We start from the raw sequence: 15,250 nt of genomic DNA on the forward strand, positions 1-15,250 counted from the left end.
TTAATTTTTTTCAAAAATCTCCATTTGTTACTACATCATTGGATCCTTACTAAGATTTTTTCCTCAATCCCCATCTATTTACTAAATACCCAAAAGACCCAAATCAAATCCCCTTTAAAGTTATATTCTATTAAAATCAAAATATGCCTTTTCATTTCATAAAAATTCAATCGAATCCGTTTTATCTTCTTATTAAATAAGAAGAAACACATAAATCTTCTACCTCTTAATCATTTCACAGCATTTTGGCGTTGTAACTTCTTATTATAAAATTATTGTTTTTTTACTTAATTCCCAAAGGTTATCAAAAAAATAATAGATTTTACTTAAATACCTATTTTTTTATTACGGAGTTTGATAGAGTAATAGAGAAAGATTGATTCCATAAACAACTGACCTAGGAAATTAAGAAAAGGAGAACATCGAAGAAATGAAACGTAGATTAATTGCAGCACTAGTTGTGCTATTTGCTGTTGTTCAATTCACAGCACCTCCTGCTTCTGCAGAAGATATTTCAAAGCACTGGGCTTATGAAAAGATGAGTTATCTTATTGGAAATGAAATAATGAATGGAGATCCAAGTGGAAAGTATCGTCCGGATGATTCGATTACTCGTGCGGAGTTCGCTACTTTACTAGTTAAAGTATTACAGTTACCAGAAGTAGATGGGGTTGTTAGCTTTCACGATGTTAAAGAAGGCGATTGGTACTATCACTCTGTAAAACGTGCATCTTATTATGGATTGGTTGCTGGGGACGAGAAAGGTAACTTTAATCCCGATTCAAAGATTACACGTCAAGAAATGGCCGTTATGTTGAATAATGCATTAAATTACAATGGTGTTTCTGTTTCACCTGCTACATTATCATTTATTGATAACAACAAAATTGCGAGCTGGGCTTACGATGATGTTCAAATTGTTGTTTCATTTAAATTAATAAATGGCTATCCAGACAGTACGTTTAAACCATTAGGTAATACAACTCGAGCTGAAGCTTCAACTGTATTGTATTTTTACTTGAAGCCTGAAGAAAAACCAGTAGATAAACCTATTGAAATCGGAAAAGAATACAATAAAGTTCTTTATAACCTGAATTTTGCAGACGTTGTATCACTTCAAGCAAATCACAGTCCGAAAGAAGATGGTGGTGGAATCTTTACAGCTTCGGCAGCATTAGTAGAATTCTATTTGAATCCAAATAACTTCAAAAAGGATACGCTGGAATATTATCAATTCCTAAAGTTATCTACACCTGTTGAAAATCTTGATGCTGCAGTGATTAATGAAAAAGTCTTAAAAGGACAAGGAATCCTAGAAAATACTGCCGCTTCCTTTATACAAGCTGGGATAGATCATAACGTAAATGCCATTTATTTGATTTCTCATGCTTTACATGAAACTGGTAAAGGGGTTTCTAAGTTAGCAAGTGGGATTGAAGTAGGATTAGATGCTAGCGGAGTTGCCAAAATGGTGACGGATGAAAACCGTAATGATTTAGTTGATATTAAAACAACTTATAACTTCTACGGAATCGGTGCAAAAGATGCTGACCCAATAAAGCTTGGTTCAGAAAGAGCATATAAAGAGGGTTGGTTTACAACTCATGATGCAATCGTTGGTGGAGCTAAATTTGTAAAAGTAGATTATATTGACCAAGGTCAAGATACATTATACAAAATGAAATGGGATCCAGATCAACCTACAAACCATCAATATGCAACACATGTTGTGTGGGCTGTAGCACAAGCAAAATATATCTATGACATTTACAAAGTAACGAATTCAGATGAAACAACAAAGGTTGTTTTTGAAGTTCCGGAATATAACTTCCAACCAGCATCTTCACCGATGCCAACAAAAGAGAATCGATATGCAATCCTTCCAACTTATAGTGGTGGTATTGGTCAACTTACTGCTGATAATGTGAATGTGCGTACTTATCCAGTAGTAATGAATTCACCATCAAATAGTATTTTAAAATTACCTTTAAATACACAAGTCAACATTATCGGTAATAATGGTAATTGGTATCGTGTAAAAACTGAGCTTGGCCAAGAAGGCTGGATCAGAAATGATAACGTAAAAGTACTCAATGGACTATATGTCATCGATATGAATACAAAACTTAGAGTTCGTAGTGAACCTAACACATCAAGTAAGATTCTTAAAGAATTACCAGCAAAATCATTAGTGATTGGAGTATTTGATGAAAATAAGAATTTCGTCAAAAACGGCGACTGGTATCAAGTGCTTGTAGATGGCAAAACGGGTTGGGCTCATGGGGATTATATCGTACCACCTGCTAAATAAGTAAATAATTTTAAACGGTGAAAAAAACTAAATTGTTTTTTCACCGTTTTTTTATTGATTATTGTGTTATTTGCGAATTAGGATAGTTTACTTGCGAAACTGGGAAGTTTATTTGCGATTTTCTTAAGTTTATTTGCGGATTTAGTAATCTTTTTTGCAATCTCAGGTTTATTTGCGTATTCCAAGATTTATTTCCGCATTTAGTATTCATATTTGCGAATCACCTAACTTTATTTGCAAATGCTAATAATACATTCAAATTTAGGTTATTTACTTCACTTCCCAACAATAGAAATCTACTCCATCGTAGGCTTTTATGTTATGATAATTTGCAGTAAATAGCTTGGTAGAAAGGTTTGAGCAATAAATGAAATATGTAAATATTATGGGGGTTCCCTTTTTAAATATTACCCAACAAGGGTTTGTAGAATTGTTGGACAAGCGTGTAGAACAAAAAGAAAAAACGTTCGTTATTACAGCTAATCCTGAAATTGTTATGAAGGCCTATGAAGAACCAGAGTTTATGAGTATCGTCCAAAAGGCTACTTATGTTTGCGCTGATGGGATTGGTGTCGTAAAAGCGGCGAAAATGCTTGGTGAATACCTTCCGGAGCGCGTAACAGGCTACGACTCGATGGTAAAACTTCTTGAAATAGGAAATAAAAAACGCTATAAAATTTTCCTTTTAGGTGCTCAAAAAGAAACAATTGAGAAGGCAGTTGCAAATATTAATGCAACCTACCCTAATGTTGATATCGTCGGTTATCAGGATGGGTATTTTGATTGGAATAATAATACGATTGCTGAAACGGTTGCTAATTTAAAACCTGATCTTGTTTTTGTTGCATTAGGTGTACCAAGACAGGAAAAATGGATTGTCGAAAATTACGATAAGTTTTCACATGGTGTCTTTATCGGAGTTGGTGGTTCATTTGATGTTATTGCTGGAACGGTGAAACGTGCACCACTTATTTGGCAAAAGCTAAACATTGAATGGCTCTATCGTTTATTAAAACAACCTAGTCGATTTGGCCGAATGCTCGTACTACCGCGCTTCGCCCTGAAAGTCCGTCAATTAAAACGTAAAGGTTCTGGGTCTACCAAATGAGTCAATCTACATTTGTCAAAAGTACAATTATTTTAACAGTTGCAACATTACTATCAAAAATATTAGGAAGTATTTTTAGAATTCCTTTACAAAACATTGCTGGTGACGAAGTTCTTGGAATCTTTAACCTTGTGTATCCCATTTATATGGTTGCACTATACTTGTCTGTTGCTGGAATTCCTGTAGCAATTTCAAAACTGATAGCAGGAGTTAATGCAAACGGCGAGCCACACAAGGTGAAAGAAATTTACATAACAGCAAGTATCCTCGCCCTATCTTTTGGTGTGCTTAGCTTTACGATTATCTATGGATTTTCCCATGAGATTGCCAACGCTCTTGGCGGGCCATCAAATCGTTTTGCATTAATTATTGTTGCATTAACTTTGCTAGTTGCACCTTATATGGCCGTTTATAGAGGCTATTTCCAAGGTTATGGGAATATGCAACCTACAGCAGTTTCGCAAGTACTAGAGCAATTTATTCGTGTAGCTATAATTTTGATTATCGCTTATGTCTTGGTTTCAATGAATTATTCTATTGAAATCGTAGCAGGTGGTGTCACAATAGGATCTGTTTTTGGTGCATTAGCATCCCTAGTGTACTTACGTGTCAAATATGCACGTTCTTCTATAAAAGTAGCATCTTCTAAGAAGTTTACATTTGGGGAATTCTCCAATTGGAGTAAAATTATTTTAAAATTGTCCATACCAATTGCAATTGGTTCTGTAATGATGGCCTTATTTAACTTCGTGGATTCATTTACAATTACTGCTGGTTTGCGAAATACAGGAACTCCTGCAGATCAAATCAATTATTTATACGGAATATATGGTCGTGGCCTTACGCTTGTGCAAATCGCAACTGTTTTTGCAACATCCATCATCCTACCATTAATTCCTTTAATTACGAAAAAGCTTGCCGAAAAGGATTTACTTGGGACTCGTGCAGTTATTGAACGTACGCACAGAATGACCCATCTTATTTCATGGCCAGCTGCCTTCGGTTTACTAGCTTTAACTTTGCCTTTGAATTTAGCATTATTTACAAACTTAGAAGGAAGTTCAATGCTCGCCATTATTAACTTTAGTTCTGTTTTTACATCATTAACTATTTTAGGAACGGGAATCTTACAAGGGATGAATGTTGAAAGAATTGCTGCTCTCGTTATCCTTGGTGGCGTTGTATTAAAAATAGTTTCAAACATCCTCTTTATCCAATTGTACGGGTTAGATGGAGCAGCGATTGCTACATTATTTGTATATGCAGTGTTATTTATTGTAAATTCTCTTTTTATTTTCAAGCGAATTCGATATTCTATAATAAATCGCCAGATAGTAATGATTATTATTTCTTCTATTGTAATGGGATGTATAATAGGGCTTCCAACTTTACTATTTGATCTAACAAATTGGTCAAGAATTATTGCGTTAGCTTATGTGTTCATAGCAATAGTTGTTGGTGGGTTGATTTACTTTGCCCTTTTATATGTGACGAAAACCATTACGAAGCAAGATTTAAAGCAACTTCCGATTATCGGGAAAAAACTCTGAAAACAGGAGAGGATGAACAGTATATGTTAAAACAGAAGTGGTTATGGTTAGTAGTCGTACTATTACTAATCGGCTCCATTCCAGGTCTCATTAGTAGATGGAATGTAGAAACAGCAAGCAATAATTATGAAATTATTATTCCTTATCACGAAATTGTTGGAGTTGCTGATAATAGTGACCTTTCGATTGATGATGTCCTTGCTACTCTTAAGGAAGCAGGACTTACAACTGTAAGTTTAGAGGTTTCCTCTCTAAAGGATATGGAGAAGCAAGGTACGATTGCAGTTTATGAGGAACATGAGCTTGCAAGTTTGTTACGATTTACACCTTATATTGACGACTTTGATAAGGATAAGTTAGGTTTGTATATTAGCCTCCCTGAAGATCCTGAAACAGATCAATTCCTAAAGGAAACGATCCAACCAGAAGAAGTTGAAATTGGTGGCGAACGTTTCTATTTCCTACCGAAAGATAATGGAGAATACTTCTTCGAAACACCAATTGGTTATAACGGGTCAGCTACAAAGAAAATAAATAAACACGGTCTTTTACATGTTTTCCGTGTTGGAAATGACGAAGAACATGTAAATGAAACGATTGTAAATCAGTTAGTCGAGCTAAAAAATGATTCCGTTTCAGGTATTCTAGGCTCGGGAGAACAAGTAATTGGAAATGGTCAAGAAAAACAAGTTGAACTCATCCAAAAACTACAAAATGCAGGCTATTTCTTTTATTCTATTGAGGGTAACACTCAAAAAGGTGAAGATAAGTTAGCTAGTATGACGAATTTTGACATGATCAGATTATTAAGTATGGATGTCAATAGAGAAACTACACTAAAAGTTGGTGATAGTGTTGACAGAACAGTCCGTGCCTTAAAAGAACGTAATATTAAATCGTTCTTCTACCACATAAAAACAAAGGGCGATGCAGAAGAAAATTTAAATGAAGCAGTTACTTATTTAAATGATGTTAAGGAAAAAGTACCTTCAGCATTTACTGCAGGAACACCTATATTGTTTGATAAGTTTGCAATTCCTGCTTGGGTAACAGCTCTTGTGTTACTATCAGGTATAATTTTCACGTATTTAATGTCTGAAATAGTAAAAAATTTGAAATTACGTTTAGCGATTACTGGATTTATGGGTTTAATAGCCATTGCTTACTTTGCGTTGGATTCAATTAAATTTACTCAAGCATTTGCATTAATTATCGCTTGCCTCGTGCCAATTTATGCTGTAATTAAGGCATCACATGGATCTACCCGTATTCGTGATATTTTAGTGCAGTACGCTAAAGCAATTGGGATTAGCTTAATCGGGATTGCCATTGTTATTGGATTATTGAATGGTAATGGATTTATTACAGGCTATTTTGAATTTAGAGGTGTAAAACTAGTTTATATCATTCCAATTGCAGGAATTTTATTATATGTTTTATCAAAATGGACGGGCATTGGTTCTGGTGGTATTAAATCGAGTTTAAATCATACGTTTACTTTGTTGAATAAAGAAGTTAGATATTGGCATTTAGTGTTATTTATCATTGTTGCTGTGATCGGATTGTTCTATATAAGCAGAACTGGAAACACTGGTCCAGTTAGTAATTTAGAATTATCCTTTAGACAGCTTCAAGAAGACTTATTATATGTACGACCAAGAACGAAGGAGTTTTTAATCGGCTTCCCATTCTTCATATTAGCATTGTATGCGATGGGAGTTAGTCGTAAGTGGGGTATGATTTTCTTAGTCCCTGGAGTCATTGGATTCTTATCGATTGTAAATACATTCACACATTTACACATACCAATTGGCATTTCCCTACTACGTACATTATATAGTGTAGTTATTGGATTTATCGTAGGTTTACTATTTATATTGATTTTCAAAATTTTACGCCACTATTGGCAAAAAGCTAAAGTTAAGTGGGATTCCACACCATAATTTCAAAATAGTAATGATATTAAAAAATTAATTAGAACGGAGGTGGCTATTGTGCATATCGTTTTATCCGGTTATTACGGATTTGACAATGTTGGAGATGAAGCCATTCTATACTCTATTATTCAAGCATTTAGAAGGTTGAAACCAGAAATTAAAATTACCGTGTTATCCAATAATCCGGAAGCTACTGCAAAAACCTATCAAGTGAATGCAGTAAATAGATGGAAGTTTACAGAAGTAGGTGCTGTTTTAAAAAACGCTGATGGATTAGTCAGTGGTGGTGGTAGTTTGCTTCAAGATAAAACAGGTTTAAAATCAATTCCCTATTATACAGAAATTATGCGCATAGCAAAAAGGCTTAAAAAGCCTATCTTTATTTACGCACAAGGTATGGGACCGATTGATAAATGGATTAGTAAGTTCATTACGAAGCAAATATTAAATAAAGTTGATGCGATTACTGTCAGAGATGAAGCATCACGCAAACTACTGCAAACGATTGGTGTTAAGAAGCAAATTAAAATCGTCCCTGATCCAGTAATTGGACTAGGCGGAAATGACTTTGAGAGTAATTGGTTGAATTCCCAAGTGTTTAAAGCTAGTTCTTATGTTACCGTGAGTGTACGTGACTGGCCGTCACCTGTACAGTTTATGGAGAAAATAGCAGCGGGCTTAGATTTACTTGTGAGAAATGGACAGACTGTTGTTTTTATCCCAATGCACGGTGAACATGATGATAAAGCATCTCAAACTGTTGCAAGCCTTATGAAAGAAAAAAGTGTCATTGCACCTTTCGATTTGTCGATAGAAGAAAAAATTGCTGTGATTGGAAAGTCCGAATTATTAATTGGATTAAGACTTCATTCTCTAATATTTGGTGCGATCCAATATACACCTTTTATTGCGTTATCTTATGATCCAAAAATTGATGCTTTTGCACAAATAGTTTCGCAACCAATACTTGGTCATGTGGAAAAGGATGATTGGAACGCGCAACAGTTGTTTGAGTTATCCTCGGAGATCTTATCAAATCGCACCGAGATTGTAGCAGGAATTCGCTCTAAAGTTGAGAAACTACAAGGTGAAGCAGTTGAAACTGCAAAACTTGCTTTGGATGTTTTTGAAGGAAAATTACAAAAAGCTTAACGATAGTTCAGTTGAGATGTCTTGAAAGTTTATCTTTCAGGGCATTTTTTTTATTGTCCAAAGGTATGCACTACTGTAATTTGCCTTTCCATTTTTTTATAAGTCTGATTTAAAATGTATATTCTTAAATACTATTGGTAATAATAGGGATAATCAAAGAAGGTGGTACACGCATGAAAGATTCAAGATTTTACTCATTAAGTAAAGAAGATTGGCTATTCGGGGTAGTTGGTTCTGGTATAGTTGTTATCATTATCCATCTTTTTATCATTTAACGAACTTTAAAATTTGTTTTTTGCCATCGAATTTTTTGTTTGCTTTCCCCTCCCTTAATAGAAACCGATTAGCCAATCCCACTTGAGAATCTTTACCACTCTCCATTGAAATAACAAAAGGGTTCGACTTTTTAAGGAGAACTCTTTTGTTTTTTTGATAAGATTTTGAAATGACTATATAATCCTATTTTAGCGATTTTGATTCAATTAAACTCAAAAGCAAAAGCACCTACGATTTTGATAAATCGAGGTGCTTTCTATTTTTGCAGAATCATGCTGTTTGTTCCTCCGTTAAATGCCAGTCATGAATAGATAAATCGTTTTTCAAGTATCTCTTGTTCAGCTTTAGTAATTGAACCAATCAACTACTTTTCTGTTTATATTTCTCTCTCTTTTCAACTAAATCATAAAATAGTGCCTCATTACGTTCCTCTAATGCCTCGTCTATCAGCCTCTCAAGATTTGTCACTTCAAGCAATGAGATAATATCTTCGATTTCGGATTCTTCCTTGCACGTAACAAGATTCACCGTTTCTTTTTGAGTGATAGCCTCATCGATAATAGACATTAAATGATCGTGAACATCGGATTGTACTAGCAGTTGATACAGTGGGTAACGAACAAAACGGTTTCCCCGCTGGAACACGAAAATCTCAGAAAGATTTTCAATTTGCATAGTGTTCAGGTTGATAATCATTTCTTTTCCATCCACTGGAATAAAGTGATATAACTCATCATCCTTCGTAATTGAGAAATATTGATAAGCAAACACTAAACGCAAAGTGTTATCTGTCACTTTCGTGTAGAAAGGTTTCATATATTGAACATTAATCATCGTTCCCCTCCTAAATGTAAATTCTAACAATTTTTTAATCGGACCTGATGTAAGCGATTGCACTTTAAAATTCCCTTTGCTTACAGCAACAGCTATTATCAAGTAAAAATTATCTGTATGTTTATTTATACGATTGTTCGGTGGCGATAATGATAGGTTCTCCACACTTTTCATCTTTCAAACTTCAACAGAAGTTCGAATTTTGTATTATTATGGATTATCCCGGCATCTTACCGAATAATTTTAGTTTTTCATAGGTGATGTGTATTTTTAAACATAGCGTTTACATTGCGGTCGTCTTTTGTAGTCATTACATTCATTGAGGAAAGTCATACAACTAATTTATAGAACTCCATCGATTTTTTTAGAGTTGATAAAATATGTACGATTTGTAGATGATATGTTAATTGTAAAGAAGTTTAAAATTTTTAAAACTTTGTGCTTGTCCTTTTCTTTCGTTTCAATAATTAGTTTTCCTTGAATAAAGTCAAAAATAATACATTCGTACATTACGTCATCTACTCTAATCTCATTAAATTTTTTGTATGTTTCCATAGATGAGTACTGTGCTCGATATTCGTCTACAAGATTCTCGTGAATCGTAAAAGTCCAATGAAATTTAGAATCTCGTAATTGGCCAAGAGTTGTCTGGGGTATTGTTATTTCATATCTCCTCAATTGCGTTTCCTCCATTTCATAATAGGTCTATTTAATTATATATTATTAGAAATTTATCAAATTTTGTAAATCCCCTCGTTGTGAATTTTTTTCGCTATGGGGGGATTTCATTTTTCTCATGGGCATTTCGCTAAATTTAAAGAAAATATTAGAAGTGGGTGAGAGAAATGAAGAACGATATTTTGAAATTTGGGAAGCACCTTAAAGAATACCGTGAAGAATTGAATATCAATCAAAATGAAGCTGCATATATGCTAGGGATTGTTCCAAATACGTATTCAAATTATGAGCGCTGTGAACGGCCTATTCCAATGGTATACCTCCCAAAAATTAAAGAAGTATTTAAAATACCCGATGACCGTTTCTTGGACATGCTTCTAGATCGCCCTCGCAATAAAAAACGTGAATCTGTAGAAGATGCTGCTGTTAGGCTAAAAGACATGCGTGAAAAATATATTACAGGTGTAACGGACTCACTATACGAAGTAATTAACAATTCTGCAGAGTTACGCCAACTTTTAGGCTTTATACAAATGATGGATACAAAAAAACAACGACTCTACTTAAACGGATTAAGACAAATTTTAGTTGTATATGATGATTTACATCATGCACAATCTAAAGATAATAGGTACGAAGATGTTGATTTTGAGAAAGAGTAAATATAATTATGAAACTTCGCACTATCTAGATGCGGGGTTTTTTCTTTAGGTCAAAGGTATTAGTTTTATTTGCGATAGATGATCATTTGTATCCGAATTCTGTGTGCTTATTTACGAGTTTCCTTACTTTATTTGAGTTTTCAAATTTTTATATCCTCACCTTACTCATACCATCGTTTTACTTATCATTGCTTATTTTTCAAGGTATAATGAAAGGAAGGACTTTTTCAGACAATAATTTTTTAGGAGCGATTAAATGAGTTTGTCGGTTTCAGAAATTGCGCGAGAGTATTCGCCATTTATTTATGATCAAATTGACAAGATTGAACGAACTTTCCATCCTTCTGTAACAGAGGATGAGGAGCTTGTTCGTCGTGCCCTTTTCGCGGTGCGCAATCAATCTGTATTGTTTCAACGATATATACCATTGAAAAAGCGCCTTTACATATCAGTACAGGATGTACGTTCAACAGATGTAATGATTGATTTTTATAACAAATTATTAGTATGTAGTTGTCCACAAGAAGGACTGTGTCGTCACAAAGTTAGCGTTATGCTATCGCTATATCAATACTTAGATTCTGTACAGGATTGGGCTACTAAATGGCGTGAGAAAAAAAACGTGTCCCTGCATGTTTTGGCAAGTGATCGAAGCCCAGAAAGCTGGCAAGCTATGGTCGATGAAGTTATGTCCCATATATTAAAAGACAACACAACTATGGACACCTACTTAATATCAACAATGGCCGACAATGCGCTGACCAAATTGAAAAAGCATCTTCCTTTTGAACGTGAATGGCAGCCACTTTACAATATCTTCATGGAGCTTTCCGTATTAAATAAAATATGGGAATATCTATCAACAACAAATTCAAGGGTACATAGTGACTATTTCGAGTATTTCTTTGATCGACGCTTTAATTCGCTACAGGATCAAATTCAAGAAATTACAGCAAAGTCTCGCCTATTTGCAATGGATCCTTTTTATAATGCCCTTCAACTATTAGTGCGTGAGCTATTAACAGAGCGCGAAGGTCATATTAATCGCCGCATGAACCTTTATTTACTCTTTTGGGATACAATGTTTATCGAACGAAGCCGCGCAATTCAGGAACTCGAAATACTAGAGAATACATTGGCCGATCAAGAAGATGTAACAGGGGAAATCATTAAAAACATGTTTTATATTATCTTAAAGAATTATGATGCAATAAGAACGAATTTGAAGACCATTTATGAAGAACATCTATTATTATATTTTGGTTTAGCAAAGTTTGCTGTTTCAAAAAATGATTCCATCGCCACTGAATTACTATTAAAAGCAATCTTACCTTATTTAAACAAGTTCCTAAACAACTATTTACAGCCTGGCTATCGACAAACGTATGTGAAAAAAGTGAATAAATTATATGAAAATCTTTCCCTTACTGAACAAGAAGAACAGACTTTATATTCAGCATTTGGAGTTTATGGAATTCAGCCGTTTTCAATGTACTTATTAAAAAATAAGCGCTATGAAGAATGGGCTGCGCTACATCAATTGCATCCTTCTTCAATTTCTTATTTAGAGTCATGTGGTTTGCGTGAAGTACTGGAAGAAGCCCCACAAACAACTCTACCCCTCTATCACTTTTATGCGATGGAAGAAGTTAGTCAAAAATCTAGGCTAAATTATAAACAGGCCGTTCGCATTTGGAAGATGATGAAATCTGCCGCTAAAAAAAGTGGCAAGCTTGGGTTTTGGGCAGACTATATTCAGTCAGTCAGTGAGCAATATAAACGTTTGCGCGCACTTCAAGAAGAGTTAGAGAAAGGAAATCTACTAGTATGATACAAAGTGGTCCATTAACTTCTCCTTTTACAAAAGCCATACAACTACAGTTAGTTGAACATCAGCCTGGAATATTAACTGTAGAGGCTGTTTCACAGGATAGAAACACTACGCTTCCAGTAGTCACTTGGGGACATCTTTTATTTTATAAATACGAAACAAACTTTTATGGTCTCCGTTCAACAATAGAGAATGACTCAATTATTTTAACTATGAGTGAATTTTTAGATGTATTATCACCAAAGTTTTCACACCCTTTTGTACATTTCCAAGGTGCAAATGATGAATCAGAAAAGCTAATTTGTGCAGCAAGAGCAGTTCAGCAACTTTGGAACAACACAGCACTTTGGGATTATGCTGTATTTTCGGAAAAAGGCTTAGAATTCGATTTACCATCTTCGTTTAGTAAAGATGACCATGTAATCACTAGCTTCCAGCCTTTCACAGTCGACCTGCCAAAATGTGTAGAACTTTTAAATACAGCGACTAAACAAAAGTTACTATTTGCTGGTTTACCAAGTGAAGAAATTCCAAATTTAATTCCCTTCTTCAAAAACGGCGGTTGGCCATTAAACAATGAGCGCACAATTGGGGATGTGAGGGTTTCACTGAGATTAAGTGAACCAGAGGATGGTCGTGAGATTTGGTTACTTGAAACAGTGATTAGCTCGGTAAAATCTGCGAAACTATGGACACCACCTGTACGTAAACGACATTTATCCATTAAGCAGGTACTTCCTACTAAATGGGAAGCCTATTCAGAGGAAATCGAATTAATACAAAAACAAATATTTGAATTGATTAAATTAGATCACCCTGGCCTTTCTACAGATGTCTTATTACATGTTGAGCTGGAAGATCCTGAAGTGCGAGAACTATTACGAAACGATTTCGTAAAATTACAAGCTCTAGGATTTGATGTTATTTTACCTGGTTGGTTAAAAGAACTTAAGCAAGCTAGAATGCGTGTACGTGTCAGTGCAACGAATCAATCAACGAGAAAAGTTGCTGGACTTGACGATATTTTAACTTTCAAATGGAATTTATCACTTGGAGGTTCTGAGATTTCTGAAGAACAATTCCGACAAATGGTAAATGAAAATCGCGAATTTATCCGGGTTGGGTCTGAATGGTTCCGCATAGACGCCGAGTGGATGAACAGCATTCGTGAACTTATGGATAAAGCAGAAGAAGAAAATTGGACTGTTAAGGAACTATTATTCCGAGAGTTACCTGAAGAACTAGTCGCACCTGTTCAAGACGATGAGGACTTAGAAGATGCGGAACGGGACGATCCATTGTTTGCCTTTGAAATGCAGAGATCATTGAAAACATATGTGGAACAATTGCAGGATAAACAAGGTTTACCGCAAGTAACAGTTCCAGTTTCTTTACAGACTGAGTTACGACCATATCAACAAGAAGGTTTTGAATGGCTCGTATTCATGAGAGAGCAACGATTTGGAGCCATTTTAGCAGACGATATGGGACTAGGAAAAACAGTGCAATTAATTAGTTATGTATTGCATACAGTAGAAACATTAGGTGATCCTGCTCCAACAATTATTGTCTGTCCAACATCCGTGTTAGGTAATTGGCAAAAAGAATTATCACGATTTGCTCCGATTTTACGAGTTCATACGCATTACAGTTCATCCCGTTTGAAAGATGAAACTTTTAGAAATTATTTAGAAAATGAAAAACCCCATGTTGTGTTAACGACTTATGGTACAATTTCGCAGGATGTTGACTTTTTAGAGCATATTCACTGGTCTACCATTGTATTAGATGAGGCTCAAAATATAAAAAATATGCAAACCTTACAGTCAAAAGCAATTCGTAAATTGGATGGGACACATAATATAGCTTTAACTGGTACACCAATTGAAAATCGATTATCTGAATTATGGGCTATTTTTGATTTTATCCATAAAGGTTATTTAGGTAGCTTTGGAAAATTCCAAGAACAATTTATTTTGCCCATTGAACGAGATGAATCTGAGCAGCATAAAGAAATATTACGTTCGAAGATCCGCCCATTCTTACTACGTAGAACAAAAAATGATCCAAATTTAAATTTGGATTTACCAGATAAATTGGAAACAAAGAAATTCTGCCCACTAACGAATGAACAAGCAGCACTTTATGAGGGGTATATACAAGACACCTTATCTCAAATTGAAACAATGAATGGATTTGAAAAAAAGGGACGAGTCTTACAAATGTTAAGTAAGTTGAAGCAACTTTGTAATCATCCCGCTCTTTACTTAAAAGAATCCTTCGAAGATGCTCAATCAATGATGGAACGATCTGTTAAGTTAAAAAGTATAGTGGAGCTGGCAACTGAAATTGTTGAAAATGGTGAACAATGTTTAATATTTACCCAATACATTGGAATGGGTAATTTGTTACAACATTGCTTCAGTGAAATTCTTGATGTGGATGTACCGTTTTTAACAGGGAGTATGCCAAAAAGTCAACGGGATTCGTTAGTTGATGCATTTCAAATGGGGGAATTCCCTATTTTCTTACTTTCCTTAAAAGCAGGTGGAACGGGCTTAAATTTAACTGCTGCTACTCACGTTTTACACGCTGATCGTTGGTGGAATCCCGCGGTGGAAAACCAAGCAACTGATCGGGCTTATCGAATCGGGCAAACTCAATTTGTGCAAGTTCATAAATTTATAACGATTGGTACAATTGAAGAAAAAGTTGATAAAATGATTGAATTAAAATCCGCACTTTCAGAAGAATTAATTCAATCGAGTAACTGGTTAACAGAATTGCAGGATGAGGAACTAATGGATTTGTTAACACTTGATACAACTATGATAAGGTCTTAAGTAAAACGTAGTAAATAGAGTCGAAGTTGAAGCTGCTTCGACTCTACATTTTGCCTTGTCATTATATA

The 15,250-nt window shown here is 34.8% G+C and carries 10 protein-coding genes; 8 read left to right on the top strand and 2 right to left on the bottom strand.

The features are described from left to right. Nucleotides 1–430 precede the first annotated feature (430 nt). From CD29_RS01835 to csaB, 5 genes are all read left to right on the top strand, one after another. Complete coding sequence (locus CD29_RS01835; protein ID WP_036182243.1) at nt 431–2,311, top strand: S-layer homology domain-containing protein; 1,881 nt, start codon at nt 431–433, stop codon at nt 2,309–2,311. A 367-nt stretch (nt 2,312–2,678) separates the two neighbouring features. Next, nucleotides 2,679–3,419 (top strand): WecB/TagA/CpsF family glycosyltransferase, encoded by a 741-nt coding sequence (locus tag CD29_RS01840; RefSeq protein ID WP_036182245.1) that lies wholly within the window; start codon nt 2,679–2,681, stop codon nt 3,417–3,419. After that, nucleotides 3,416–4,969 carry a putative polysaccharide biosynthesis protein gene (locus tag CD29_RS01845; RefSeq protein WP_036182247.1) on the top strand — a complete coding sequence of 518 codons (1,554 nt, stop codon included), beginning with the start codon at nt 3,416–3,418 and terminating at the stop codon, nt 4,967–4,969. The genes CD29_RS01840 and CD29_RS01845 overlap by 4 nt, the downstream gene beginning before the upstream one ends. A gap of 23 nt (nt 4,970–4,992) precedes the next feature. After that, nucleotides 4,993–6,912, top strand: a complete 1,920-nt coding sequence (locus tag CD29_RS01850) for a DUF5693 family protein (protein ID WP_052123951.1) — start codon at nt 4,993–4,995, stop codon at nt 6,910–6,912. A gap of 51 nt (nt 6,913–6,963) precedes the next feature. Continuing rightward, complete coding sequence (csaB, locus tag CD29_RS01855; RefSeq protein WP_036182249.1) at nt 6,964–8,058, top strand: polysaccharide pyruvyl transferase CsaB; 1,095 nt, start codon at nt 6,964–6,966, stop codon at nt 8,056–8,058. Between the two features lie 636 nt (nt 8,059–8,694). On the opposite strand, the gene CD29_RS01860 is transcribed toward csaB, so the two are convergent. Together CD29_RS01860 and CD29_RS01865 are read right to left on the bottom strand one after the other, a co-directional pair. Beyond that, nucleotides 8,695–9,168: an IDEAL domain-containing protein gene (locus CD29_RS01860; RefSeq protein WP_036182251.1), complete on the bottom strand. Its 474-nt coding sequence runs from the start codon at nt 9,166–9,168 to the stop codon at nt 8,695–8,697. Between the two features lie 342 nt (nt 9,169–9,510). Then, nucleotides 9,511–9,846 (bottom strand): hypothetical protein, encoded by a 336-nt coding sequence (locus CD29_RS01865; RefSeq protein ID WP_036182253.1) that lies wholly within the window; start codon nt 9,844–9,846, stop codon nt 9,511–9,513. Between the two features lie 167 nt (nt 9,847–10,013). Between CD29_RS01865 and CD29_RS01870 the strand changes: the two genes are divergently transcribed. The 3 genes from CD29_RS01870 to CD29_RS01880 all read left to right on the top strand — a co-directional run bounded on the left by CD29_RS01870 (nt 10,014) and on the right by CD29_RS01880 (nt 15,182). Further along, nucleotides 10,014–10,508 carry a helix-turn-helix domain-containing protein gene (locus CD29_RS01870; protein ID WP_036182255.1) on the top strand — a complete coding sequence of 165 codons (495 nt, stop codon included), beginning with the start codon at nt 10,014–10,016 and terminating at the stop codon, nt 10,506–10,508. Nucleotides 10,509–10,764: 256 nt separating this feature from the next. After that, on the top strand, nt 10,765–12,339 hold the full coding sequence (locus tag CD29_RS01875; RefSeq protein WP_036182257.1) for a hypothetical protein: 1,575 nt from the start codon (nt 10,765–10,767) through the stop codon (nt 12,337–12,339). Next, a complete protein-coding gene (locus CD29_RS01880) occupies nt 12,336–15,182 on the top strand; it encodes a DEAD/DEAH box helicase (RefSeq protein ID WP_036182259.1) in 2,847 nt (948 codons plus the stop codon). Before CD29_RS01875 ends, CD29_RS01880 begins: the two co-directional genes overlap by 4 nt. Nucleotides 15,183–15,250 lie beyond the last annotated feature (68 nt).

It is taken from the genome of Ureibacillus manganicus DSM 26584, assembly GCF_000772945.1.
GTDB classification, from domain to species: Bacteria; Bacillota; Bacilli; order Bacillales_A; family Planococcaceae; genus Ureibacillus; species Ureibacillus manganicus.

Bases quoted from the DNA above. Each gene is read 5' to 3' on its own strand.
- CD29_RS01835 (WP_036182243.1), top strand. From the start codon at position 431: ATGAAACGTAGATTAATTGCAGCACTAGTTGTGCTATTTGCTGTTGTT.
- CD29_RS01840 (WP_036182245.1), top strand. From the start codon at position 2,679: ATGAAATATGTAAATATTATGGGGGTTCCCTTTTTAAATATTACCCAA.
- CD29_RS01845 (WP_036182247.1), top strand. From the start codon at position 3,416: ATGAGTCAATCTACATTTGTCAAAAGTACAATTATTTTAACAGTTGCA.
- CD29_RS01850 (WP_052123951.1), top strand. From the start codon at position 4,993: ATGTTAAAACAGAAGTGGTTATGGTTAGTAGTCGTACTATTACTAATC.
- CD29_RS01860 (WP_036182251.1), bottom strand. From the start codon at position 9,168: ATGATTAATGTTCAATATATGAAACCTTTCTACACGAAAGTGACAGAT.
- CD29_RS01870 (WP_036182255.1), top strand. From the start codon at position 10,014: ATGAAGAACGATATTTTGAAATTTGGGAAGCACCTTAAAGAATACCGT.
- CD29_RS01875 (WP_036182257.1), top strand. From the start codon at position 10,765: ATGAGTTTGTCGGTTTCAGAAATTGCGCGAGAGTATTCGCCATTTATT.
- CD29_RS01880 (WP_036182259.1), top strand. From the start codon at position 12,336: ATGATACAAAGTGGTCCATTAACTTCTCCTTTTACAAAAGCCATACAA.